The organism is Variovorax sp. 3319, from assembly GCF_031456585.1.
Taxonomy (GTDB): Bacteria; Pseudomonadota; Gammaproteobacteria; order Burkholderiales; family Burkholderiaceae_C; genus Variovorax; species Variovorax paradoxus_P.
On the sequence record NZ_JAVDUZ010000004.1, the window covers coordinates 336,212 to 360,701 of the forward strand.

Here is a 24,490-nt window from a genome sequence, read left to right on the forward strand (position 1 = left end):
CACCATCATGACCACACCAGACCCCTTTGCCGCTTTCGAGTCGGAGCGCACGGTCATCAAGCCCAAGCCGCGTACACCTGCCGGCACGCCGCCGCCGCCCGCCGCGGCACCTGCGCCGTTCTTCGGCGGAGTCGATCCGACGCCTGCGGCCGAAGTCGGCGAGATCGGTTTGCTCAATCCGCTGGTATCGGCCGCGGGCAAGCTGCTGGTGCTGATCGGCAAGCTGCGCAATCTTGCGCAGCCGCCCAACGTGCCGGCCCTGCGCGCCTCCACCGCCGAAGCAGTGAACCAGTTCGACGCCGCCGCGCGCCGCGCCGGTGTAAGCAACGAATCGGTTCTGGCCGCGCGCTATGTGCTGTGCACTGCGCTCGACGAAGCAGTGGCCAATACGCCCTGGGGCGTGCAGGCCGGCTGGAACAAGCAGAGCCTGCTGGTGCAGTTTCATAACGAGACATGGGGCGGCGAGAAGATTTTTCAGCTGCTCGCCAAGCTCGCGCAAGACGTGCCCACGCATCGCCAGCTGCTGGAGCTTATCTACAGCGTGCTCGCACTCGGTTTCGAAGGCCGCTACCGCGTGGTCGACAACGGCCGCGCGCAACTCGATTCGGTGCGCCAGCGCCTGGCAGACCTCATCGCCAAGGACCGCCCGCCGCTCGAGGCCGAGCTTTCCCCGCATTGGCGCGGGCAGGGCGCGGGCACCGTGCGGCTGCGCGAATCGCTGCCGCTGTGGGTGTTTGCAGCGGGCTTTGCACTGCTGCTTGCGCTGGCATGGTTCGGCCTGCGGCTCACGCTCAATTACCGTTCCGACACCACCTATGCCGCGGTGTCGGGCCTGCGCGTGCCCAACATACAGATTGCGCCGCCCGCCGCGCCCGCCAAGACGCCGCGGCTCGCGCGCTTTCTGGAGCCCGAGATCAAGCAGGGGCTGGTCACCGTGACCGACGAGGCGGACCGCAGCGTGGTGCGCCTGCGTGGCGACTCGTTCTTCGGCTCCGGCAGCGCAGAGCCCATGGCCACATCGCTGCCGGTGCTGCGCCGCATCGGCCAGGCGCTGGCCGAGGTGAAGGGCGAGGTGCTGATCACCGGCCACTCCGACAACCAGCCGATCCGCTCGCTGCGCTATCCGTCCAACTGGCACCTGTCGGCCGCTCGCGCCGATGCGGTGAAGGGCGCGCTCACCACGCTGGTGGAGCCCGCGCGCATGCGCTCCGACGGCAAGGCCGATGCAGAGCCGGTGGCCGCCAACGACACGCCCGCCAACCGCGCGCGCAACCGGCGGGTCGACATCGTGCTGTTGTCCGAGCCCGACCGGGTCGCTTCGGCAGGAGTGACGAAATGATCAAGAAAATCTTCGGCTTCCTGTTCAGTCCGCTGCTGCTGACCATCCTCGCGCTGGTCATCGTCTCGCTGCTGATCTGGTGGATCGGCCCGCTGGTGAAGATCGGCGCATGGGCGCCGCTCGAAAGCGAGCTGGTGCGCGCGCTGCTGATCGGCGCCATCGTGCTCATGGTGGTGCTTCGCGCGCTCTACCGCCGCTGGCGTGCGCGCCGTGCAAGCCAGCACCTGACGGACGGCCTGATGAAGGCGCCGGCCGCCAAGAGCGACGCGCCAGTCAACGGCGAACAGAAGATCCTGGACACGCGCTTCAGCGAAGCCGTGGCCACGCTCAAGCAGATGCGCCTGCATGCCGCGGGCAAGAAGCCCGGGTGGCGCGACTGGCTTTCCATCTCCGGCGGCAGCTATCTGTACGACCTGCCGTGGTACGTGTTCATCGGCGCGCCCGGCGCGGGCAAGACCACGGCGCTGGTCAACTCGGGCCTTTCGTTTCCGCTGGCGGAAAAGTTCGGCCCCGGCGCGATTCGCGGCGTGGGCGGCACGCGCAACTGCGACTGGTGGTTCACCGACGAGGCGGTGCTCATCGACACCGCCGGCCGCTACACCACGCAGGACAGCCATCAATCGGAAGACAAGAGCGCCTGGGAAGGCTTCTTGGGCCTGCTCAAGAAGGCGCGCCCGCGCCGTCCGCTCAATGGCGTGTTCCTGACCGTGAGCGTGGCCGACCTGCTGAGCCAGGGCCCCGAGCAGCGCACGCAACTGGCCGCATCGATTCGCGCGCGGCTGCTGGAGTTGGACGCGAAGCTCACCACGCGGCTGCCGGTGTATGTGCTCGTCACCAAGAGCGACTTGCTCTACGGCTTTACCGATTATTTCGACGACCTGGGCAAGGAGCAACGTGCGCAGGTGTTCGGCTTTACGCTGCCGGCCGACGAGAACGTGCAAGCCGACGAGAAGGGCCTTTCCACCGCCTTCAACCGTGAGTTCGCGCTGCTGCACAACCGCGTGAACGACGGCCTCATTGCGCGCATGCAGCGCGAGACCGACGGCGCGCGCCGTGCGGCGATCTTCGGCTTTCCGGCGCAGTTCGGCTCCATCGGTTCGATGCTGTCCGATTTGCTCGACCAGGTGTTCACCGGTTCGCGCTTTGCGCAGCCGCCGTGGGTGCGCGGCGTGTACTTCACCAGCGGCACGCAAGAGGGCAGCCCCATCGACCGCGTGATGGGCAGCCTTGCGCGCAGCTTCGGCCTGGAGCGCGCCATGCTCGCGCCGCAAAAGTCGAGCGGCCGCAGCTACTTTCTCACCGCGCTGCTGCGCGAGGTGGTGTTTCCGGAGCAGCGCCTTGCCGGTGCCAACGTGAAGCTGGAGCGCCGGCGCCATGCGCTGCGCATGGCGGGCGTGGCGGCCATGACGCTGGTCACGCTGGCGCTCCTGGCGGGGTGGGGCTACAGCACGCTGCAGAACGTCAACTACCTGAAGTCGGTCGAGGCGCGTGTAGAGCCCGCACGCCAGAATCTTGCGGCGCTGCCTTCGCGTGTGCAGAACCTGGTCGAGGTGGCGCCTGTGCTGCAGGGCCTGCGCGACATCTGGAAGACGCCCGACAACCGGCAGGGCGACGAGCCGCTGTCGATGACGCTGGGCCTCTACCAGGGCGACAAGCTCGATGCGGCCGCCATGCTCACGCACCAGCGCGCGCTCAACGACGCCTTCTTGCCGCAGATTGCCAAGCGCATCGAAGACCAGCTGCGCACTGCGCAGAAGGACAACCTGGAGTACACGTACGAGGCGCTCAAGAGCTACCTCATGCTCTACCAGCCCGAGCATTTCGATGCCGAGGCGCTCAAGGCATGGATCACGCTCGACTGGGCGCGCAGCCTGGACCGCGGCATTCCCGAAGACCAGCGCCAGGCGCTCGAAGACCAACTCGACGTGCTCATTGCACAAGGCCCGCCGCGCTCGCCGCTCAAGATGGACGAGAACCTGGTGCGCAGCGTGCGCGCCGTGCTCGCGAGCTATCCGCTGGAGCAGCGCGTGTTCAGCCGCCTCAAGCGCCAGCGCGCCACCAAGGACATTCCGGCCTTCAGCATCGCCACCGCCGCGGGCCCCTCGGCGCCGCTGGTGTTCGAGCGCATCAGCGGCAAGCCGCTGACCGAAGGCGTGCCGGGCATGTTCACCTACGACGGCTATCACAAGCGCTTCCAGAACGAAGTGACGGTGCTCACCGGACTGCTCGCGCAGGAAGACCCGTGGGTGCTGGGGCAAGACCGCAGCGCCACCGACCGCATGCGCGACGTGGCCGCCCTTGGCGCGCTGACCGACCGCGTGCGCCGGCTCTATCTGGCGGAATACGTCAAGGTGTGGGAGACGCTCCTGGCGGACGTGCGGCTGATTCGCGCCACCGGACTCGAGAAGAACATCGAGGCCGCGCGCATTCTCTCGGGCGTGGGCTCGCCGCTTGCCAACTTCTTGCGCGCTGTGGTGAAGGAAACCACGCTCATTCCCGCCGACCAGCCCAAGGACGTGGTGAGCAAGGCGACCGCCACCGTCGCCAGCACGCGCAAGGGCCTCGAAGACTTGTTCGGCGGCGATCCGAACAAGGCGGTGGCCAGCGGCAAGCGCATCGAGAGCATCGTGGACGACCGCTTCGAGGCGCTGCGCCGCCTGGTCACGCCGGTTGCACCCAACCAGCCCGCGCCCATCGACGACGCGCTCAAGCTGTTCAACGAGGTGTACGTGTACCTCAACGCGGTAGACACGGCCGTGAAGGGCCGCACCTCGCCGCCGCCCGGCGACGTGGCAGGCAAGCTCAAGTCGGATGCCGGCCGCCTGCCCGAGCCGGTGCGCACGATGGTCGAAAACCTGAGCCAGTCGGGCGCGGCGCAGGCCCAGGTGGCCGAGCGCGGCAACCTGAGCCAGGACCTGCGCCCCGTGACCGAGTTCTGCAACCGCGCCATTGCGGGCCGCTACCCCTTCGTGGGCAACAGCAAGCGCGACGTGCTGCCCGAAGACTTCGGCCAGATGTTCGGTGCCGGGGGGCTGATGGACGACTTCTTCCAGAAGCGGCTGGCCGCACTGGTCGACACCAGCACCAAACCATGGCGCTACAAGCCCGTGGCCGAGCGCGGCGCCGTTACCACGCAGGCGCTGGCGCAGTTCGAGCGTGCCGCGCGCATCAAGGACATCTTCTTCCGCGGTGGCGGCCGTGGCCCGTCGATGCGGCTGGACTTCAAGCCGGTCGAGATGGATGCGGGCATCACGCAGTTCATTCTTGACGTGGACGGCCAGCTCGTGAAGTACGCGCACGGCCCCGTGGTGCCCATGGCTGTGCAATGGCCGGGGCCCAAGGGCAGCAACCAGGTGCGTATTCAGGTGAGCCCGCCCTCGACCACCGGCAGCTCCGGCTCCGCGGTCGATGGGCCGTGGGCGCTGTTCCGCGCGCTCGACGATGGGCAGCTCGAAGCCGGCGATGCGCCCGAAAAGTTTTTCATCACCTTCCAGGTCGGCCCGCGCAAGACGCGCTTCGAGGTAACGACGAACAGCGTGCAGCACCCCATCCGCCTGAAGGAACTGCGCGAGTTCTCTTGTCCGGAGGGGTTGTGACCGGCGCGGTTGCTTTTTCTGCTGCTGCATTGCCTGGATGGTTCGGCAAGTTGCCCGGCATGGGGGACTTTGCGCATCGGCGGCTGCCCGAGTCGTTTCGCTCTGAGTGGGACCACTGGCTGCAGCGCGGCCTCGCGCGGCTGAAGGACCGGCATGAAGACTGGATTGCGCACTACCTGCAGGCGCCGGTGTGGTGCTTTGCGCTGGGGCCGGGCGTGGCGGGCCAAGGTGCGTGGATCGGCGTGATGATGCCTTCGGTCGATGGAGTGGGGCGGTACTTTCCGATCACGCTGGCTGTCGAGTTCGATGCTCCGGTTGGCGATGCATTGCAGGGCGATGCGTTGCGGGGGGTGCTGCTTTGGTGGGAGCGCGGGACGCAGGCTGCTCTGGAGGGGCTTGAAGGGGATATGGATGCGCTCGGGTTCGATGCGTTGCTTGAGCGGTTGTTTGTTGCGACGCAAGGTGGTGGGGGGCGCGAGGGGGGGGTGGAGTCGCTGGCTTTGCCTGGGGCGGGGGGGTCTTTGTGGCTTGGCGATCCTGGCGCTGAAGAGGGGGCTCGGATGGTTGTTGTGGGGTTGCCGTTGGGTGGGGAGTTCGAGGCTTTGTTTGTGGGGGAGGGGGAATGAACTCCTTGCTTTGGTTTGTTGTCCGGGGCCGGGTGTCGCCCCGGCGGGCGACTCACTTTCTTTGCTTCGCCAAAGAAAGTAAGCAAAGAAAGGCGACCCCTACTGTCTGCGTCCCTGCGCTTCGCTACGGGCAACCTGCGGTGCTCGACTCCGGCGGGGGTCCGCAGAACTCGCTTCGCTCAAACAGCTGCGGCCCTGATCCCGCCTCCATCTGCGCTCCTCGGCGCATACAGAAGGGGCTGGGAGCGGGCAGCCTTCGCTCTCGCTCGGCCCCAAGTCCAACAGCCAACGCCAACCACTCCGGCGCGCAGCGCCGCGGTGGCCTGGTGGCCGAGCGAAGCAAAGGCCCGGTGGGCTGCACTCCCCTCTGTATGCGCCGAGGAGCGGAGGGTTTCGCGGATCAGGGCCGCAGCTGTTTGAGCGAAGCGAGTTCTGCGGACCCCGTGAAAACCGAGCACCGCAGGTTGCCCCGAAGCGCAGCGCAGGGGTCGCAGACAGTGGGGTCGCCTTTCTTTTGCCTACGTTTCTTTGGCGAAGCAAAGAAAAGTAGGTCGCCCGCCGGGGCGACACCCGGCCTCGGAAAGCAAGCCCCCGTCAACGTCCATACGGGAGCCATCCAATGACCGAAGCAAAACCCAACACACCGGCAGAAGACGACCGCACCCAGGTCATGTCAAGGCCCGTCCAGCAAAAAGACACCTCAGTCACAGTAATCACCGCCAGCCCCACAAGCCTGTCCAACACCCCCATCACCAGCCCAGCCACAGAAGGCAACGAAGCCGGCCTCCTCCCCGTAGGCAGCCGCCTTGCAGAATTCGAGATCACCCGTGTCGTAGGCCAGGGCGGCTTCGGCGTCGTCTACGAAGCCTGGGACCATGCCCTCGAACGCGTCGTCGCCATCAAGGAATACCTGCCGACCTCTCTCTCGACAAGGCAGCAGGACGGAACAGTAGTCCCCTTGTCCGAACGCCACAGGGAAACCTTCGACCTCGGCATGCGCAGCTTCATCAACGAAGCCCGGCTGCTGGCGCAGTTCGACCATCCCTCGCTGCTGAAGGTCTACCGCTTCTGGCAAGAGCGCGGCACCACCTACATGGTCATGCCGTTCTACCGCGGCGACACGCTGCGCCAGTCGCTGGGTTCCATTCCGGCGGGTGTGGACGAGGCCTGGCTCGTCCGCATCATGGACGGCGTGACGCAGGCGCTGGGTGTGATGCACGGCGCCAATTGCTATCACCGCGACATCGCGCCCGACAACATCATCCTGCTTGAAGGCTCGGGCCGTCCGGTGGTGCTCGACTTCGGCGCCGCGCGCCGCGTGATCACCGACAAGACGCAGGCGATCACCGTCATCCTCAAGCCCGGCTACGCACCCATCGAGCAGTACGCCGAAATGCCCGACATGTCGCAGGGTGCGTGGACCGATGTCTATGCGCTTGCGGCGGTAATGCACGTGGCCGTTTGCGGGCGCGCGCCGCCGCCTTCGGTGGCACGGCTCTTGTCCGACAGCTATGTGCCGCTTGCGGGCAACGAAATCCTTCGACAGCGCTACAGCTTGCGGCTGTTGCAGGCCATCGATGCAGGCCTGGGTGTGCGGCCCGAGTCGCGGCCGCAGTCGATGGCCGAGTTTCGGGCGGCGCTCGACCTGGAGGTGGGCCACAGCATTGCGCCGGTGCCGCGCACCAACCCGCCTCTGACTCCGGGCTCGCGCAAGGCCGGCAGCAACGCCGACGCGCCGACGGTCATCGGCCGCGGCAAGGCGCCGGTGCAGCGCACGGATGAAGAAAGCGGTGCTGGCAGCGCCGGCAAAAAAAGCAAGGCCGTGCCCGCAATCGCATCGCTGGCGGTTGCAGCCATCGTGGCCGGCGGCGGCTGGTGGTGGTACCAGGGGCGCACCGCCGGTACGGAGGCGGACGGTGGCAGCAAGCAGGCCATCGTGACGCCACCACCACCGCCCCCCGAAACCCGCGTGACCGCAACGCCGCCACCGCCGCCGCCTCCTCCTCCCCCGCCGGCACCCCACACGCCGCTCGACTCGCTGCAGTCGCTCGCCGCGGGAGCTGCTGCGGGTTTCGATGTGGCGGCCGCGCCGAAGAAGCCGGAGGTTGCAATCGGCAAGGACAAGCTCGCCTTCGAAGTGCGCAGCAAGCGCGACGGCTTTGTGTACGTGTTCTTGCTGTCCAGCGGCGGCGAGATGTTCTTGCTGTTTCCGAACCTGCTCGACAAGCACAACAAGATCACCGCCGGCAGCCCGCTCTCGCTGCCGCGCGCTTCATGGCCGATGGATGCCGGCGGCCCGGCCGGCACCAACCAGTTTGCGGTGCTCGTGAGCGAGCGCGAGCGCGACTTCAGCGCCTCGGGCATTCAGAACGACGGCGTGTTTCCGCAGTTCCCGTTACCCGTGCTGGCTGCGCTCGAAGCCACGCGCGGCACGGGGCCGTCGCCATTGCTGGGCAAGCCGGTGTGCGCGCCCAACACCCCATGCAACGACGTCTACGGCGTCGCGAATTTCAAAATCGTCGAGAAGTAATCGTCTGTAGAGCGTTGGCCCTGCGGGGCTGTCTTTTCGGACAAGGAGACTTTCATGAACACCCGGTCGCCGATTTTCAATTTTTCCGCCCTTCGCTGGGCCGCCGCTGCCGCGGCCGTGTTTGCCGCCGCAGGGTGCGTCAACACGCCGCCGGCATCGTCCACCGATGCCAATGCGGGGCCGGCGGGTTCCGCCGCAACGGCAAGCGGGGCGTCAGGAGCGACGGCAACGCGCCCGACCCCTGTCGGCGCGAGCGTGGCCGGCCAGGCGCGCACCTTCTCCACGCAACTGGCCACCTACACCTCGGTCAGCTTCGACGCCGTGCCCGGCTGGGCCCGAGACGATTTCTCCGACAGCTGGCCTGCGTTCCTGGGCAGCTGCAAGGTGCTCACCGGCCGCGGCGCCGAGTGGAAGGACGTGTGTGCGCGCGCCCTCAGGGTCGACAGCAAGAGCAGCACGGCCATTCGCGCGTTCTTCGAGCAGGAGTTCTCGGCCTACCAGATCCGCGACGACGACCGCAAGCCCGACGGCGTGGTCACCGGCTACTTCGAGCCCGAGATTCCGGGCAGCCGCCAATACGCGGCACCCTTCATCTACCCGGTGTACGGCCAGCCTGAAGACATGCTGTTTGCGGATGCACGCAAGCTGCCGGCCGGCAACGGCACGGTGGCGGCGCGGATCGAAGGCCGCAACGTGGTGGTGCAGACCGGGCTCAGCACGCGCGACATGGGCGCGCCTGGCCTCTATGCGCTCGATCTCTCGGCCATCACGCGCGACACGCTCGACCGCAAGGTGCGCCTGCGCATCGAGGGCAAGCAGCTGCTGCCGTACTACACGCGCGAAGAAATCGAAACCAAGGGCGCGCCCAACGCCAAGGTGCTCGCCTTCGTGAGCAGCGCCACCGCGCTCTACGAAATGCAGATCCAGGGCTCAGGCCGCATCAAGCTGGCCAACGGCGACATCATTCGCGTGGCCTACGCAGAGCAGAACGGCCAGCCCTTCCGTCCCACGCTGGCACAGGCGTCCAACGGCAAGCCGCGCAGCCCGGTAAAGGTGCGCGGCGCTTCCATCGAGCTGGACCTGGACGACGGCGACGACGACGAAGATGCCGGCGGCAGCTCGACCAACGCCATTCGCACGCGCGGCTTCACGCTTGCGCGGCCCACCGTCAGCGGTGCTGTCGTGGTGCCGGGGCGCCGCACGGCCGGTCCGGTCGTCGGTTCGGGCATCAAGGACCCGAGCTATGTGTTCTTCAAGGAGTCGGCGTCGCCCTCGGGTGGGCCTGTAGGTGCCTTCGGCGTGCCGCTGTCGGCCGGTCGTTCGATTGCGGTAGACCCGCGCAGCACACCGCTCGGCTATCCCGTGTTCGTTTCTACCCGCGCGCCCGGCACCGGTGCGCCGATGCAGCGGCTCACCATTGCGCAGGACACCGGCGGTGCGATCCGCGGCGCTGTGCGGGCCGACTATTTCTTCGGCAACGGCCAGCAGGCCGCGACCAATGCACGCCGCATGAAAGAGCGCGGCCAGCTATGGATCTTGTTGCCGCGCGGCCTGGCCGTAGCGTCGGCGGCGGTGTCTTCGGCAATTCGTACGCGCGGCGGTCCGGCCGGCGCCGGCTTGCCGCAATGCCTGGTGCCCACCGAGGGCGTGTGCGTGGACGACTGATGCGTCCGGCTCTTCAGCGATGGGCACGGCTGGCCTTCTCCTGGAAACACCGCGGAACCGGCTTTGCCGGGCCGCTGGTGTTGCCCCCTGCAAGGGGGAGGGAGAAGCGACACGAAGTGCGCAGAGCCTGGGGGTGGGCCGATGATTGAAACACTGTCGTCCGCGGAAAGTACGGAGCTCGTCCGCCTGTGGCGGCGTCGGCAGACGCTGTCCTCGAACGACATGGGCACCATGTACCGCATCGTGGGCGATGCGCTCGTGGCCTGCAATCCGCCGGAGCTCCAGGTGCTGGGCGAAGGCCGGCAGGAACTGGTGGCGCAGTTCATCTACGTGAAGGTGCTGCGGCTCGACGCCGACCCCGACGAGGCCGATGAACGCGCGAGCCACAGCGCACCCTCGAGCGCCTTTGCGCTGTGCGCCTATTTCAGGCGCTACCTCATCGACTGCACGCGCGCGAGCTCGTTCCGCCGCAAGCTTTCCATCGGCGACCAGGTGACCGAGGCGCAGCTTGAAGACGCGATCGGCGGCGGCGACGACCACGAGGGCTGCCTTGCGGAGCACGGCCTGAGTGCCGCCGCGGTGCAACTGGCCGCGCGCGCATTCATCGCCGAACTGCCCGAGCCCGAGCGCATCCTGCTGTGCGAAGGCTTCGGCAAGGAGGCCGAGGGCGGCCTCTCGGGCATCGCCTCGCGCCATGCCATTGCCTCGTACCACTACCGTGCGGGCCGGCTGGGCCTGGTGCACAAGCGCGAAGGGCTCACGGCCGATTACGCCAAGACCCGCCTGGGCGGCTGGCTCCAGCAGACCCTGGGCATTGCCATAGAGCCCGAGAACATGGCGGCGATCCTGCAGGTTTTCAAAATCCTCGGTGCTGAAGCGTCTTATGCCTGAAGACATAGCCATTCAGGAACAGACCGCCATGAACACCGAACTCTGGCCCCCTCTCAGCGTGATCCGAAGTGCGTTCCAGTCCGGGGGCGCCACGCCCGCGGCCCCGGACGCCCCGGGCCACATGGAAGGTACGGCCGTCGTGGCCATGCCGGGCACGGCACCCGGCGCCGCCGCCGAGCCGCCTCGCGCCGTGCTCGACCTGTTGCTGCCCCTGACCGAATTGGCCCGGCGCCGCGAGGCCGTGGCCCAGCGTGCCTTCACGGCGCGATGGGCGCCGGGCCGCCTTGTGAGCGTGGTGCACGAAGGGCGGCTGCTCGGCGTGCTGCTCGACCGCTGCATTCACGACGACCTGTGGCAAGGCTGGATGGCCGCGGGCGAGGCGGACTGGGCCAGCGCGCACGACGTGCTGCTGGAGCCCGACGACGAACCTTTCGAGCCCGCCTTCGGGTTGATCCAGGCGTGGAACGTGCTCACGCTCGAACCCAGCCCGCAGCTTTGCGCGCGCGTGCTCGGTGAGGTCTCGGCCACGCGGCTTGCTGCGATTCGCGCAGTGCACGACGAGTGGAGCGCACAGGCGCCGCTGGCCATTTCGCCGGAGCCCGGTCACATTGCATTGCGCACCGTGGGCGAGGTGTTCTCGGTGCTCTGCGGCACGCCGCTGGGCACGCAAGACCCGCGCGCCGACTACCAGGCGCTCTACCGCGATGCCGCATCGCAATTGAGCAGCGCATCGGCCGCGGCGGGCACGGCCGGCGCAGCAAGCCCGCAGCTGAAGCCCGAGGGCGGCCTGTGGGGCAGCATCAGCCGCTGGTTCACCGCCGATGGCTGGATGCGCCCTGCATTCGCAGTGCTCGCGCTGGTGCTCGTGGTGGAGAACGTGAGCCTCTTCGGCCAGCGCACCGAAGAAGACGATGTGCGGTTCCGCTCCGCACCGCCCGCCGCCGCCGTTGCACCTGCCGATCTGGTGGTGCGCTGGAAATCCGATGCGCGCGTCGAAGACACCACCCGGCTGCTGCAATCGATCTCGGCCGAAGTGGTCGGCGGCCCGGGCGCCGACGGCCGTTGGCGGCTGCGCGTGGCGGATCCCGTGCAGGGCCTTGCCGCGTTGGCGGCATCACCCCTGGTTGCATCCGCCGGCCCGGCACCGGAGCGGCCATGACCATTGCGGCGCGCCTGATGCTGTTGCTGGTGTTGCTTGCCACGGGCGGCAACGCGGCGGCAGGGCAGCGCGCGCTGCTCGTGGGGGTGTCCGAACTGGTGAACCAGCCGCAGGCCCTGTGGCTGCAGGCGCCGCGCAACGACGTGATGCTGATGCGCCAGACCCTGATGAAGCAAGGCTTTGCGCCAGCCGACGTCACGGTGCTGGCCGACGGTGTGGCGGGCGCTTCGCTGCCCGAGGCGCAGCGCATCAACGAGGCCCTGGCCAGGCTGCTCGAACAGTCGCGCGCGGGCGACTTCGTGATGCTCTACTTTTCGGGCCACGGCACGCGGCTGCGCGACAGCACCAAGCGCTACCAGGAGCCTGACGGCCTGGCAGAAAACTTTCTCGCACGCGACGCGCGCGGCTCCGATTCGTCCGGCGGCAGCTTGCCCGGCGGCCTGCGCGATGTGGACTTCGACCGCTGGATACGCGCCTTCCTGGGCAAGAACGTGTTCGTGTGGTCGGTGTTCGACACCTGCTCTGCGGCTTCGATGACGCGCAGCGCCGCGCAAGCGGTGGAAGACACAGGGCCCGCCGACGACGAGGTGCGCTTTCGCGGCGTGCGCGCCGGCCAGTTGACAGGAGGCGGGCAGCTTGCGGTTGCACAGCCAGCGGCGGCGTCAGCGGCAGCGGTGCCGCCCGAGCCCGCCAGCGTGCCCCGCGCGCGTTACGTGGCCTTCTTCGCGTCGGAGAGCCACCAGGTCACGCCCGAGCTGCGCCTGCCGCGCAAGGCGCGCAATGCGCAGCCCCAGGGCCTGCTCACCTGGGCGGTGGCCGAGGCCCTGCAACAGAAGCCCGCAACCTGGCGCGATCTTTTCAACGGCATGCTCGACCTGTATCCGCCGGTGATCGAAGAACTGGAATCGCGCTTTCCCGCGCGCGAGCTGCCTTCGCCAGTGGCCGAGGGCAACCTCGACCTGCCGATCTTCTCCAACGCCGCTGCCCCTCTGTCGACCCGGCCCGTGTGGCGTGCCGAACGCGCGGGCGGCAGCCTCACGCTGAAGGTGGGCCTGCTCGATGGGCTGGAGACGGGGCAAGAGGTTCGCATCGTTGCCACGCTGGCTGACGGCATCCAGCGCACGGCGCAGGGCAGGCTGGCGCAGGTCGACCTTGGCAGTGCGCGGCTGGCTGTTCCGGCCACGCTGGGCGATCTGGCGCAGGCCACGTCATGGAGCGTGACGCCGGTGGCAGAGCCGGCTTCTGCGGCGCTGCGGGTGCGCAGCGATTCCGCGCTGCCCGCGGGCATCAGCCTCGACTACCCCGCATCCATTCGCGCCGCGGCCGATACGCAGGCCGATGTGCGCTGGGTCGACTTGGGCGCGGCAGGCGGGCGGCTCGAAGTGCTGTCTCCCGCGCTCGCAGCCGCTGCGGAAGCGGGCGTTGCGCCAGCCGGCGCCGTGGTACGCGATGCGGCGGAAGCCCGCGCGCGGCTGCAGGCGCTGGCGCAACTCAAGTGGATGTCGCGCCTTGCCGAGCTGGCGAAGGAGGGGCGGATCGACGGATTCGACGCGGTGCTCGAAGTGCGCGATGAGAGCCGTGTGCTGCGCAGCGCCGATGTGCGCGACACCGCGGGCGGCACTTTGCTGCTCAGGCAGGGCGAGCGTGCCGAGCTCATCGTGCGCAACGGCAGCGGCCACTCGATCGACCTTGTGGTGGTGGGCATTGATGCGCAAGGCATCTTGCGGGCCGTCTATCCCGAAGACCTTGGCGAGGCCAACCGCTTCGAGCGCGGCACGCGCGAAGCACCGGCCTCCAAGCGCTTTGCGCTGCCCTGGCTCAAGCCCGGCCGTGCCGCCAGGTTGCTGGTGCTGGCCACGCCGGCGCAGGCCCGCAGCGCACCGCGGCTCTTTGGCGCCGGCATGGCCGAGCCCGCGACAAACGCCCCGGATTTGCGCGTACGCGGGCAGCTCACGCCCGAGCGCGACCGCCAGGTGTACGGCGCCATGTTGCGCTGGGCGAGCGCGGCCGCGCCCTGACCCCGTCCATTCGCACCCACATCAACCCACCGAATCACATTACCGAGAAGGAGAAGCAAATGTCCATGACTTCCAATGGAGTCCCCGATCCCGACGACGCGCTGCGCATGCTCGACCTGGCGCTGGGGGCGGCGAGCGGCTGCGACCTGGTGATGATGATCGAGAACGCGGGCAGTCCCATCGAGGGCGAGCTGGCGCGCCAGTTCGAAGACGGCAAGCCGCGTATGGAAATTGCCGGCTACTTTTGCGGCGGGCACCAGCACACGCAGTCCGGCCGCGCGGCTGCGGCGCGCACCTTGTCCAACTTCATCGTCGTGCGCCGCACCGATGCGGCCACGGCCTCCATCGCGAGCATGCTGCGGGTCAATGCGGAAGCCGGCAAGGTGATCGTCGGCATCTACAAGTCGGGCGGCGACCTCAAGTCGACCGAGGCCCAGCCCATGCTGGAGTTCACCATGGAGAAGGTGCGCGTGACCAGCCACATGATGCTCACCAACAGCGTGCTGGGCGCACCGACCGAAATCATCAGCTTCGCGTTCAGGCGCTTCACCATCAGATCGGCGCCGCAAAAGAACACCGGCGCGCGCGGTGCAGTGCGCGAGTGCGTCTTCGAGTCCGCCGAGTGATCGCAACCAACCGGGGCACCACACCATGACCGCATCCGAACTGCTGAAGGCTGCCGATCCGGCCGCCGCCCTCAAGGCGTTGAGCGACGAAGTGCGCGCGAAGCCGTCCGATAGCAAGCACCGCGTCTTCATGGCGCAGCTGCTCTGCGTGCTTGGGCAGTGGGAGCGCGCGCTCAACCAGCTCACCGTGGCCGCCGAACTCGACGCGCTGGCAGTGCCCATGAAGCAGGTGTACGGCGAAGCCGTGCGCTGCGAGGGCCTGCGCGCCGAAGTGTTTGCGGGCAAGCGCACGCCCATGGTGTTCGGCCAGCCCGACGAATGGCTAGCGCTGCTCATCGAATCGTTGCTGCGCCAGGGGAGCGGCGACCACGCCATGGCCGAAGACCTGCGCCAGCGCGCGTTCGATGCGGCGCCCGCCATCGGCGGCACCATCGACGGTGCGCCCTTCGAATGGCTGGCCGATGCCGACATGCGCCTGGGGCCGGTGCTCGAGGCCTTCGTCAATGGCAAGTACTACTGGATTCCCTATGCCCGGCTCGCGCACATCAAGATCGAGCCGCCCGAAGACCTGCGCGATTGCGTTTGGATGCCCGCGCACCTCGAGTTCGAGAACGGCGGCGAAACGCTCGCGCTGATTCCCACGCGCTACGAAGGCAGCGAGAAAAGCGAAGACGGCGAACTGCAGCTTGCGCGCAAGACCGAATGGCGAGAGCTGCGGCCCGAGGTATGGGTAGGCACCGGCCAGCGCGTGCTGGGCAGCGACGCAGGCGAGTACGCGCTGATGGATGTTCGAGAGATTCTGTTCACGCCTTCTGCCGCGGCCGCCACTGCAGAGGCCGACACGCCGTCGGAGGACGGAGCCGATGGCTGAACTCACCGCGCAGGAGCGGCTGCAGCCTTCGCTGCTCGACCGCCTCGTCGATCACGCGCCGAACGAAAAGCGCGAGAGCGACGACAAGCGCACGCTCACCAAGCAGGCGCTGCGCCAGGCCGTGCTGCGCGATCTCGGCTGGCTCTTCAACGCCACCGGCTACGGGCTCGAAATGGACGACAAGCGCTATCCCAATGCGGCGCGCTCCGTCATCAATTACGGATTGCCTATGCTGTCTGGCCAGTACACCTCCTCGGTGCAGCGTGTCAGCATGGAGCAGGCTCTGAAGAACGCAATCCTGCAGTTCGAGCCACGCATCTTGTCCCGCACTCTCGAAGTTGAACTCGTCATGGAAGGCTCGGCATTGGACTCCCACAACAGCATCGGCCTGCAGATTCGCGGCATGCTGTGGGCGCAGCCCGTGCCGCTCGAGTTCCTGATGCGCAGCCGCGTCGATCTGGAAGAAGGCCGCATAGAGATCGTGGACATGGCGCAATCCCAGAGGTAAGTCCGCCATGGACCCCAGGTTGCTGAGCCTGTATGAACAGGAACTGCGCTACTTTCGCGAGAGCTCGTCGGAGTTTGCGCGCGCCTTTCCGAAGATTGCGCACCGCCTGGGCATCGAAGGCCAGGAAGTTGCAGACCCGTACGTCGAGCGGCTGATAGAGGCCACCGCATTCCTTTCGGCACGCGTGGGGCTCAAGCTCGACGCCGAGTACCCGCGCTTCACGGGCCACCTGCTCGACATCGTCTACCCGCACTTCCTGGCGCCCACGCCGGCCATGGCCGTGGTGTCGGTGGTGCCCGATGCCGACGATGCAAAGCTGGCAACCGGCCCGACGCTCGCCCGCGGCAGCGGGCTGCGCGCACGGCAGGCAGTCGGGCAGAACACGCATTGCGAATTTCGAACGGCGGCCACGCTGCGTGTGTGGCCCGTTGAAATCTTGCGGGCCCAATACTTCACCTACGCACCGGACCTGCCGCTCAATGCGCACCCGCAGTCGCGCGCGATCCGCGGCGGCCTGCGCATATCGCTGCGCGCGACGGCCGGATTGAACTTCAGCCAGATTGCCATGGACGAACTGCTGCTGCACTTCAGCGGCGCCGAAGACGTTGCATGGCAGTTGCACGAATGCGCGCTGGGCCAACCCGTGGGTGTGCTGGTGCGGCCCATGGCGGCCGGCGGCGCAATGCAGGGTGCAATGAAGACGCTGCCCGGCAGCGCCATCAAGGCGGTGGGTTTCGAAGAAGACGAAGCGTTGCTGCCGGTCACGGCCACGGGCTTCTCGGGCTTCAGGCTGCTGCAGGAATACTTTGCGTTTCCGCAGCGCTTCCAGTTTGCGCGCATCGGCGGCCTGCAGCCGCTGCTAGCGGACATGGCCGTGACGGAGGTCGAGGTTGTGCTGCTCTTCTCGCGCGGCGACGCCGCGCTCGAAAAGCTGGTGAGCGCAGACAACGTGCAGCTGCACTGCGTGCCGGTGGTCAACCTCTTCAGCAAGAGGCTCGACCGCGTGCCGGTGTCGGAAGGCGTGAGCCAGTTCCACCTGGTGCCCGACCGCACCCGCCCGCAAGACTTTGAAGTGCACACCGTAACCGAGGTTACCGGCCACGGCGCACCCGGCGGCGCAGAAGCCGCCACCGAGCAGTCGTTTCGGCCGTTCTACTCGGCGTTTCACGGCAGCCGCCACGCGCACCCGGCCTACTACACGACCACGCGCGAGCCGCGCATGCTCTCGGTGCGGCAGCGCACCGAAGGGCACCGCAGCAGCCACATCGGCTCCGAGGTCTACATGCAGATCGTCGACCCGCAGCAGGCGCCGTACTCGACCGCGCTGCGCCAGCTGGCGGTGACGGCGCTGTGCACCAACCGCGACCTGCCCCTATTGATGCCGCTCGGCCGCGACAACGACTTCGATTGCATCGACTCCTTTCCGGCGCAGCGCGTGCGCATGGTGCGCGGGCCTTCGCGGCCGGTGTCGCCGGTGGTGAGCCAGGGGCTCGGCTGGCGCGTGGTTGACCACCTGGCGCTCAACTACCTGTCGATCTCGGACAGCACCCCCGAGCAGGGCGCGGCCGCATTGCGCGAAACCCTGATGCTCTACGCCGTGCATGCGGACGAAATGCGCCAGGGCCAGGTGCGCGGCCTGCTGTCGGTCAAGAGCAAGCCGGTGGCGCGCAGGTTGCCGCTTCCGGGGCCCATTGCTTTCGGGCGTGGGCTCGAAGTAACGCTCGAGGTCGACAAGGACGCGTTCCACGGCCACAGCGCTTTTCTTTTTGGCGCCGTCATGGCGCACTACCTCGCGCGCCATGTAGAGGTGAATCACTTCGTCGAGGCCGTGCTCCGAATTTCGGGCAAGGGCGAAATAATGCGCTGGAGGCCGCTGTGCGGAACACGCCAGATTCTGTAGCGGTGCGGGTCGACAACGCACTGCGCGAGTGGTCGGCCGAGCCGTGGGCTTTCGATTACTTTGCGGTGCTGCGCCGGCTGGAGTCGATTGCCGGCACCACGCCGCGCTGGGGCCGCGCGCTGCTGCCCAATGCAGAGCCGGTTCGCGTGGGACAAGAGCCTTCGCTTTCGTTTGCGCCCGCCAGCTTCAGCCGCTTCGAGGCGGCCACCGCCTATTCGCCACCGCGGCTGCGTCAGCACTTCTTCAGCTACATCGGTCCCAATGGTCCGCTGCCGGTGCACCTGAGCGACTTCATCCGCGAGCGCAGCATCAACCATGGCGACCCCACGTGGCTGGCCTTCCTGGACAGCTTTTCGCACCGCTTCTCGCTGCACTTCTACCGGGCGTGGGCGCAGTCGCGGCCGGCCGTGGCTCTCGACCGGCCGGGCGAAGACAGGTTCAGGCTGCAGGTTGGCGCGCTGGTCGGCATCGGCACGCCGGGGCGCATCGGGCGCGACGAGGTGCACGACGACGCCCGCCTGCATTTTTCGGGTCGGCTTGCGCGGCGCGTGCACAACGCCGAAGGTGTTCAGGCAGTGCTGTGCAGCTACTTCGGCGTGCCGTTCAGGCTGGAGCGCTGGGTCGGCCACTGGATGAGCCTGCCCACCGGCGAGCTCACGCGACTGGGCCAGGGCGAGACCTCGCGCTCGATGGGCATGGGCGCCATGCTCGGCACCCGTGCCTGGGACCGGCAGCACCGCGTGCGCTTGCACGTGGGCCCGCTCACGCTCGAGCAGTACCGCATGTTTCTTCCCATCGGCGACGCGCAGCCCGTGCTGCAGCGCTGGATGCAGCAACTGCTCGGCGACGAGCTCGAGTGGGACGCGCAGCTTGCGCTGCAAGGCGCACAGGTGCCGCCCACGCGCCTTGGCCAGGCAAAAGGCAACGCGCCTCGCCTTGGCTGGATCGCGTGGCTCGGGCAAAGGCCGCGCCCGCGCGATGCAGCCGACGTGCGCATTGCAAGCCAGCCGGCCGCTACGGGCCGGCGACCTGCCGAGCTACCACTTCAATAAACCCAGCTTCATTCGTCTTGAAGAGATACGGAGTCCTCCATGAGTGAAATCAGCCGCACCGCCCTTTTCGGCAAGCTCAACTCGCTGGCCTACAAAGCCATCGAAGGCGCCACCGTGTTCTGCAAGATGCGCGGCAATCCCTATGTGGAGCTGGAGCACTGGTTTGCGCAGCTGCTGCAGGCGCAAGACTCCGACCTGCACCGCGTGATCCAGCACTACGGGCTCGACGTGTCGGTGATTGCCAAGGACATGACGGCCGCGCTCGACCGCCTGCCGCGTGGCGCCACCGCCATCAGCGACTTTTCTCCGCATATCGAGAACGCCATCGAGCGTGCCTGGACCTACGCCACGCTCCAGTTTGGCGAGGCGCAGGTGCGCACCGGCTACATCCTGGTGGGCATGCTCAAGACGCAGAGCCTGCGCAACCCGCTCTTCGGGTTGTCGAAGCAGTTCGAGAAGATCAAGGTCGAAGACCTGGCCGACAACTTCGTGAAGATCTGCGACCCTTCGCCCGAATCGCAGATGCGCGCGCAGGACGGAACCGGCATGGGCAGCGGCGCGCCGGGCGAAGACTCCGGCGCCATGGCACCGGCGGCCATGGGCAAGGGCGATGCGCTGAAGAAATTTGCCGTCGACCTGACCGAAAAGGCCAAGAAGGGCGAGATGGACCCGGTGACCGGGCGCGACGAAGAGATTCGCCAGATCGTCGACATCCTGATGCGCCGCCGCCAGAACAACCCGCTGTTGACCGGCGAGGCCGGCGTTGGCAAGACGGCCGTGGTCGAGGGTTTTGCGCAACGCCTTGCGCGCGGCGACGTGCCGCCGCAGCTGAAAGACGTAAAGCTGCTCACGCTCGACATAGGCCTGCTGCAGGCCGGTGCGAGCATGAAGGGCGAGTTCGAGCAGCGCCTGCGCCAGGTGATCGACGAGGTGCAGAGCTCGCCGACGCCCATCATTCTTTTCATTGACGAGATCCACACGCTGGTGGGCGCCGGGGGCGCGGCCGGCACGGGCGACGCGGCCAACCTGCTGAAGCCTGCGTTGGCGCGCGGCAACCTGCGCACCATTGGCGCGACCACCTGGGCCGAGTACAAGAAATACATCGAGAAAGACCCGGCCCTTACGCGGCGCTTCCAGGTGGTGCAGGTGCCCGAGCCCGACGAGGTGAAGGCCATCCTCATGCTGCGCGGCGTGGCCAGCGTGCTCGAAAAGCATCACCGCGTGCAGTTGCTCGACGAGGCCATCGAGGCGGCCGTGAAGCTTTCGCACCGCTACATTCCGGCGCGCCAGCTGCCCGACAAGGCCGTGAGCCTGCTGGACACCGCCTGCGCCCGCGTGGCCGTGTCGCAGCACGCCACGCCGCCGGAAGTGGAAGACTGCATGCGCCGCATCGAGGGGCTCACGGTCGAGCAGGAGATCATCGGCCGCGAGGAGGCGATCGGCATCGACGTGACCAAGCGCGCGGCGCAGGTCACCGCGCTGCTGGCCGAATCGAAGGTGCAGCTCGATGCGCTGAATGCGCGCTGGCAGGAAGAGAAGGGGCTGGTCGACCGGCTGCTTGAATTGCGTGCGAAGCTGCGGGCGGGGAACAAGCCGGTGGATGCGGCTACCGCTGAGGGGGAGGCCAAGGCCGAGGTGCCCCCACCCCAGCCCTCCCCCAGCGGGGGAGGGGGAGAAAACCGGGCTGCACTGCTCGAAGAGCTGCATGCGCTGCAAGCGAAGATCCATGCGGTGCAGGGCGAGTCGCCGCTCATCCTGCCTTCGGTGGACGAGCAGGCGGTGGCTTCTGTGGTGGCCGACTGGACCGGCATTCCCGTCGGCCGCATGGTCAAGAACGAAGTCGAGGCGGTGCTCAAGCTTGCGGACACGCTCAACCAGCGCGTCATCGGACAGAAGCACGGCCTGGAAATGATTGCGCGCCGCATTCAAACGTCGCGTGCGCGGCTCGACAACCCGCAAAAGCCCATCGGCGTTTTCATGCTGTGCGGCACCTCGGGCGTGGGCAAGACCGAAACCGCGCTGGCACTGGCCGAGGCGCTCTACGGCGGCGAGCAGAACATCATCACCATCAACATGAGCGAGTTCCAGGAGGCGCACACCGTCTCCACGCTCAAGGGCGCGCCGCCCGGCTACGTGGGCTACGGCGAAGGCGGCATCCTGACCGAGGCCGTGCGCCGCAGGCCCTACAGCGTGGTGCTGCTCGACGAGGTGGAAAAGGCCCACCCCGACGTGCACGAGATCTTCTTCCAGGTGTTCGACAAGGGTTGGATGGAAGACGGCGAGGGCCGCATGATCGACTTCAAGAACACGATCATCCTGCTCACCACCAATGCCGGCAGCGAGCTGGTGATGAGCATGTGCCGCGACCCCGAGCTGCTGCCCGATTCGAATGCGCTGGCCGATGCGCTCAAGGCGCCGCTCATGAAGGTGTTTCCGCCCGCGCTGCTGGGCCGCATCGTCACCATTCCCTATTACCCGCTGTCGCCGGACATGATGAAGAAGATCGTGCGGCTGCAGCTGGGCCGCATCAAGAAGCGTGTGGAAACCAACCACGGCGTGCCGTTCGAATACAGCGACGCGGTGGTCGACCAGGTGGTGGCGCGCTGCCAGGACCCGGAGTCCGGCGGCCGCGTGATCGACGCGATCCTGACCAACACCGTGCTGCCGACGATTTCGGTCGAGTACCTGCAACGCCTGGCTTCGGGCGGCGAGATCCGCCGCGTGGCGCTGGACGTGAAGGACGCCGACTTTACCTACGCCTTCGACTAGCGCCTTGCACGCCCGACGCCACGCCTGAAGAGAACAACACATGTCGCATGATTTCCGCATCGAGAGCGAGTCGCCCGCCAAGGACGACCTCATGTTCTGGTCCATTGCAGGGCACGAGGCCCTGGCAAGGGCCTCGACCTACGAGCTCACGGTGCTTTCGGAGAATGCCTTTGTCGACGCCAAGGACATCCTGGGCCATGCCTTCGATGTGGTGATCGAGTTCTCGGATGCGGATGGCGGGAAGCACGAGCGGCATTGCCAGGGGCATGCGGTGCGCTTTACCCGCGGGCGGCAGGTGGGGCGCTACTTTCGCTACCAGATACGGCTGCGTTCATGGTTCTGGCTGCTCACCAAGCGGGCCAACTCGCGCATCCTGCAGGACAAGCCGGTGCTCGGCATCCTGGACGCGGTGTTCGAGGACAGCCCGATCAAGCGCTTCAAGAAGACGCGCACCGACAACGTGGTGGGCACGCACCCGGCCCGGCGCTATTGCGTGCAGTTCCAGGAGAGCGACTACAACTACCTGTCGCGCCTGCTGGAGGCCGAGGGCATCTACTACTGGTTCGATGCGCACGACGCGCCGGGCACCATGCACCTTTCGGACGCGAGCGGCATTGCCCACGAGAAGCTCGCGGTTGAGGCCAAGCTGCGCTTTGCATCGCCCGATGTGAGCGAGGCACGCTTCAACGAGATCAGCGAATGGATCGATGTGCGCCGCTTCGACAGCGGCAAATACGCCTCGCGCGACGTCGACTACAAGGCAATCAAGAAGCCGCTGAGCGTGGAAGTGGACGTGCAGGAAAAGCACGAGCTCTCCGACCTCGAAGTGTTCGAATACCCGGGCAACTATTTCACCGGCGAAGAAGTGGACGCGGCGGTGAAGGTGCACCTGGAAGAGTTCGACGGGCGCCGCGAGCGCCACTGGGGCCTCACCCCCTGGCCCGACGTGGCGGCCGGCCGCAGCTTCGACTTCGAGGGCGACCGCGGCGGCCTGCGCGACGGCGAGTACGTCATCGGCGGCTGCGTGTTCGTGGCCAGCCATCGGGGCTATGAAGGCGCCGATGAAGACGGCGAATCGCAATCGGCCGCGGCGGTGCTGGCCGAAGCGATTCTCGACGACGCGGTGAATGCCGACGTGCTGACCGCCTTCACCGAGGTGGTCGAGCGGCATCCGTCGCTGCGCACCGGCGCGCGGGGCGCGAGCGCCTTCCTGATTACCGCGCTGCCGGTGGAGCGCACGTTCCGTCCGCCGCTGCTGACGCCCCGTGTGACGATGCCCGGCCCGCAGAGTGCCATCGTGTGCGGCCCCGAAGGCGAAGAGCTCCACGTGGACGAGGGCCGCGTGATGGTGCACTTTCACTGGGACCGCTACAACGACGGCGACGGCAAGGCCACCTGCTGGATACGCTGCTCGCAACCCTGGGCAGGCAAGGGCTGGGGCGGCTACTTCACGCCGCGCATCGGGCAAGAGGTGATCGTCGAGTTCATGAACGGCGACCCGGACCGGCCCATCATTACGGGCCGCGTCTACAACGACGACCAGCCCATTCCGTACAAGTCGCCCACGCAGAGCGGCTTCAAGACGCGCTCCACGCCGGGCGGCGGGCCCGCCAACTACAACGAGATCATGTTCGAGGACAAGAAGGGGCACGAGCTCCTGAACATCCACGCCGAAAAGAACATGGCCACCACGGTGGAGAACGACGACTCCGGCCACGTGATGCGCGACCAGAGCCTGACCGTCGACCGCCACCGCACGATCATGGTGAAGGGCAAGGAAGAACACACGGTCATGAAGACGCAGATGAACCATGTGGTTCTGGCGCAGACCAACAAGTTCGACGCGGACACCTTCACCACCACGCTGGGCAACCAGACCGTCGGCACCAAGGGCAAGCAGGACACGGTGGTGAACGGCCCCGTGACGTCGCACACCAACAGCACCTACACACTTACCACCGTGGGTGCGTTCTCGCAGACCTCTGCGTCGATGACGGTCAATGCGGTGGGCGCGGTTGCGCTGACCTCGGGCGCAAACATCGCGATAAGTTCTGTGGGCGAGCTGAAGCTGGCCACCAATGCAGACCGCGTGGATGCGAGCGTCGGTTCGCACAGCATCTTCGCCAATTCGATCAAGGCGGTGTCCAACTCGAACCTCGAGATGTTCGCCGTGGGCAACATCAACGCCACCTCGAACGGCTCCAATACCACCGTGCTGGGCCCGAACTCCAGCGGCTACATCGGCGTCAACAGCGAAGCCAACATGGGCATGGCGCGCTCGACTTTCATGGGCCTGTCGATCGACACGATGATGGGCCTGAGCATGGCTTCGTGCCTGGCGCTGCAAATGGAAACGGCGGCGGCGCTCAAGCTCGGCTTTGCGGGTGTGGACCTGAGCATTTCGCCTGTGGACGTGGAGCAGCGGCAAGCCAAAGTCATCATGCCCGGCGGCGGTGCGGGCGGGGGCGCCGGGGGGGCGTTTGCCATGGGCGCGTCCATTGGCGCCGCAATCGGCGCGGTCGCGTATTCGATTGCGGCTGCGTACACCGACATCAAGGCCACCAACCAGCAGTACACGGATGCGGCGGCTGCGCTGCAGGAAGCCGCGACGCAGGCAAAAGCCCTCGGGCTGCACGGCATGGCGTCGCGCCTGGCCACTGCCAAGGGCATTGCCGAAGCCCGCAGGGACAACGGCTGGGCCAACCCAGACAACATTCGCCTGCATTCGGCACCGGCCGACAAGGCCGCGCAATACACGGACGACAAGCAGCTGGGCGCACCGCCCGATGCCGTTGTCGGCGACGGATCGAAGATTGCCGCAGGCTCGTCGAAGATGCCAACCGAAGCGCCCCAGCCGGCCGCCTCCAAGGGGCTGCCCACGCCGCCGGCGTCGGCCGATTGAGCGCCGCCCGCACAGCCGCGCGCACGACATCACCCGTT

At 67.3% G+C, this 24,490-nt stretch carries 15 protein-coding genes; all 15 read left to right on the forward strand.

Going from position 1 to position 24,490, the window contains the following annotated elements; genetic code table 11:
• Positions 1-7 precede the first annotated feature (7 nt).
• The 15 genes from J2X67_RS11085 (at position 8) to J2X67_RS11155 (ending at position 24,452) form a co-directional block, all read left to right on the forward strand.
• Positions 8-1,339, forward strand: a complete 1,332-nt coding sequence (locus tag J2X67_RS11085) for a DotU family type VI secretion system protein (RefSeq protein WP_309952994.1) — start codon at positions 8-10, stop codon at positions 1,337-1,339.
• Positions 1,336-4,935 carry a type VI secretion system membrane subunit TssM gene (gene tssM, locus J2X67_RS11090; protein WP_309952996.1) on the forward strand — a complete coding sequence of 1,200 codons (3,600 nt, stop codon included), beginning with the start codon at positions 1,336-1,338 and terminating at the stop codon, positions 4,933-4,935. Before J2X67_RS11085 ends, tssM begins: the two co-directional genes overlap by 4 nt.
• Positions 4,932-5,561 carry a type VI secretion system-associated protein TagF gene (gene tagF, locus J2X67_RS11095; RefSeq protein WP_309952997.1) on the forward strand — a complete coding sequence of 210 codons (630 nt, stop codon included), beginning with the start codon at positions 4,932-4,934 and terminating at the stop codon, positions 5,559-5,561. Before tssM ends, tagF begins: the two co-directional genes overlap by 4 nt.
• A gap of 619 nt (positions 5,562-6,180) precedes the next feature.
• A complete protein-coding gene (locus J2X67_RS11100) occupies positions 6,181-8,091 on the forward strand; it encodes a serine/threonine-protein kinase (protein WP_309952999.1) in 1,911 nt (636 codons plus the stop codon).
• 54 nt (positions 8,092-8,145) lie between these two features.
• Entirely contained in the window at positions 8,146-9,756 is a 1,611-nt protein-coding gene (locus tag J2X67_RS11105; protein WP_309953001.1) for an MltA domain-containing protein, read from the forward strand.
• 141 nt (positions 9,757-9,897) lie between these two features.
• Positions 9,898-10,647: a hypothetical protein gene (locus J2X67_RS11110; protein ID WP_309953003.1), complete on the forward strand. Its 750-nt coding sequence runs from the start codon at positions 9,898-9,900 to the stop codon at positions 10,645-10,647.
• A gap of 28 nt (positions 10,648-10,675) precedes the next feature.
• Positions 10,676-11,806, forward strand: coding sequence for a hypothetical protein (locus tag J2X67_RS11115; protein WP_309953004.1), 1,131 nt, complete (start codon positions 10,676-10,678; stop codon positions 11,804-11,806).
• Positions 11,803-13,824 (forward strand): caspase family protein, encoded by a 2,022-nt coding sequence (locus tag J2X67_RS11120; protein WP_309953005.1) that lies wholly within the window; start codon positions 11,803-11,805, stop codon positions 13,822-13,824. Before J2X67_RS11115 ends, J2X67_RS11120 begins: the two co-directional genes overlap by 4 nt.
• Before the next feature lie 59 nt (positions 13,825-13,883).
• Positions 13,884-14,450, forward strand: a complete 567-nt coding sequence (locus J2X67_RS11125; protein ID WP_281147637.1) for a type VI secretion system tube protein Hcp — start codon at positions 13,884-13,886, stop codon at positions 14,448-14,450.
• A 25-nt stretch (positions 14,451-14,475) separates the two neighbouring features.
• On the forward strand, positions 14,476-15,321 hold the full coding sequence (locus J2X67_RS11130) for a type VI secretion system accessory protein TagJ (protein WP_309953008.1): 846 nt from the start codon (positions 14,476-14,478) through the stop codon (positions 15,319-15,321).
• Positions 15,314-15,829: a type VI secretion system baseplate subunit TssE gene (tssE, locus tag J2X67_RS11135; RefSeq protein WP_281147639.1), complete on the forward strand. Its 516-nt coding sequence runs from the start codon at positions 15,314-15,316 to the stop codon at positions 15,827-15,829. The genes J2X67_RS11130 and tssE overlap by 8 nt, the downstream gene beginning before the upstream one ends.
• 7 nt (positions 15,830-15,836) lie before the next feature.
• Positions 15,837-17,729 (forward strand): type VI secretion system baseplate subunit TssF, encoded by a 1,893-nt coding sequence (tssF, locus tag J2X67_RS11140; protein ID WP_281147640.1) that lies wholly within the window; start codon positions 15,837-15,839, stop codon positions 17,727-17,729.
• 2 nt (positions 17,730-17,731) lie between these two features.
• Positions 17,732-18,781: a type VI secretion system baseplate subunit TssG gene (tssG, locus tag J2X67_RS11145; protein WP_309953012.1), complete on the forward strand. Its 1,050-nt coding sequence runs from the start codon at positions 17,732-17,734 to the stop codon at positions 18,779-18,781.
• Positions 18,782-18,820: 39 nt separating this feature from the next.
• Complete coding sequence (gene tssH, locus J2X67_RS11150; protein ID WP_309953013.1) at positions 18,821-21,550, forward strand: type VI secretion system ATPase TssH; 2,730 nt, start codon at positions 18,821-18,823, stop codon at positions 21,548-21,550.
• Positions 21,551-21,590: 40 nt separating this feature from the next.
• A complete protein-coding gene (locus J2X67_RS11155; protein ID WP_309953015.1) occupies positions 21,591-24,452 on the forward strand; it encodes a type VI secretion system tip protein TssI/VgrG in 2,862 nt (953 codons plus the stop codon).
• The last annotated feature ends 38 nt before the right edge of the window (positions 24,453-24,490 follow it).

Bases quoted from the DNA above. Each gene is read 5' to 3' on its own strand.
- J2X67_RS11085 (WP_309952994.1), top strand. From the start codon at position 8: ATGACCACACCAGACCCCTTTGCCGCTTTCGAGTCGGAGCGCACGGTC.
- J2X67_RS11155 (WP_309953015.1), top strand. From the start codon at position 21,591: ATGTCGCATGATTTCCGCATCGAGAGCGAGTCGCCCGCCAAGGACGAC.
- J2X67_RS11120 (WP_309953005.1), top strand. From the start codon at position 11,803: ATGACCATTGCGGCGCGCCTGATGCTGTTGCTGGTGTTGCTTGCCACG.
- tssE (WP_281147639.1), top strand. From the start codon at position 15,314: ATGGCTGAACTCACCGCGCAGGAGCGGCTGCAGCCTTCGCTGCTCGAC.
- tssH (WP_309953013.1), top strand. From the start codon at position 18,821: ATGAGTGAAATCAGCCGCACCGCCCTTTTCGGCAAGCTCAACTCGCTG.
- J2X67_RS11110 (WP_309953003.1), top strand. From the start codon at position 9,898: ATGATTGAAACACTGTCGTCCGCGGAAAGTACGGAGCTCGTCCGCCTG.
- J2X67_RS11115 (WP_309953004.1), top strand. From the start codon at position 10,676: ATGAACACCGAACTCTGGCCCCCTCTCAGCGTGATCCGAAGTGCGTTC.
- tssF (WP_281147640.1), top strand. From the start codon at position 15,837: ATGGACCCCAGGTTGCTGAGCCTGTATGAACAGGAACTGCGCTACTTT.
- J2X67_RS11100 (WP_309952999.1), top strand. From the start codon at position 6,181: ATGACCGAAGCAAAACCCAACACACCGGCAGAAGACGACCGCACCCAG.
- tssM (WP_309952996.1), top strand. From the start codon at position 1,336: ATGATCAAGAAAATCTTCGGCTTCCTGTTCAGTCCGCTGCTGCTGACC.
- J2X67_RS11130 (WP_309953008.1), top strand. From the start codon at position 14,476: ATGACCGCATCCGAACTGCTGAAGGCTGCCGATCCGGCCGCCGCCCTC.
- J2X67_RS11125 (WP_281147637.1), top strand. From the start codon at position 13,884: ATGTCCATGACTTCCAATGGAGTCCCCGATCCCGACGACGCGCTGCGC.
- J2X67_RS11105 (WP_309953001.1), top strand. From the start codon at position 8,146: ATGAACACCCGGTCGCCGATTTTCAATTTTTCCGCCCTTCGCTGGGCC.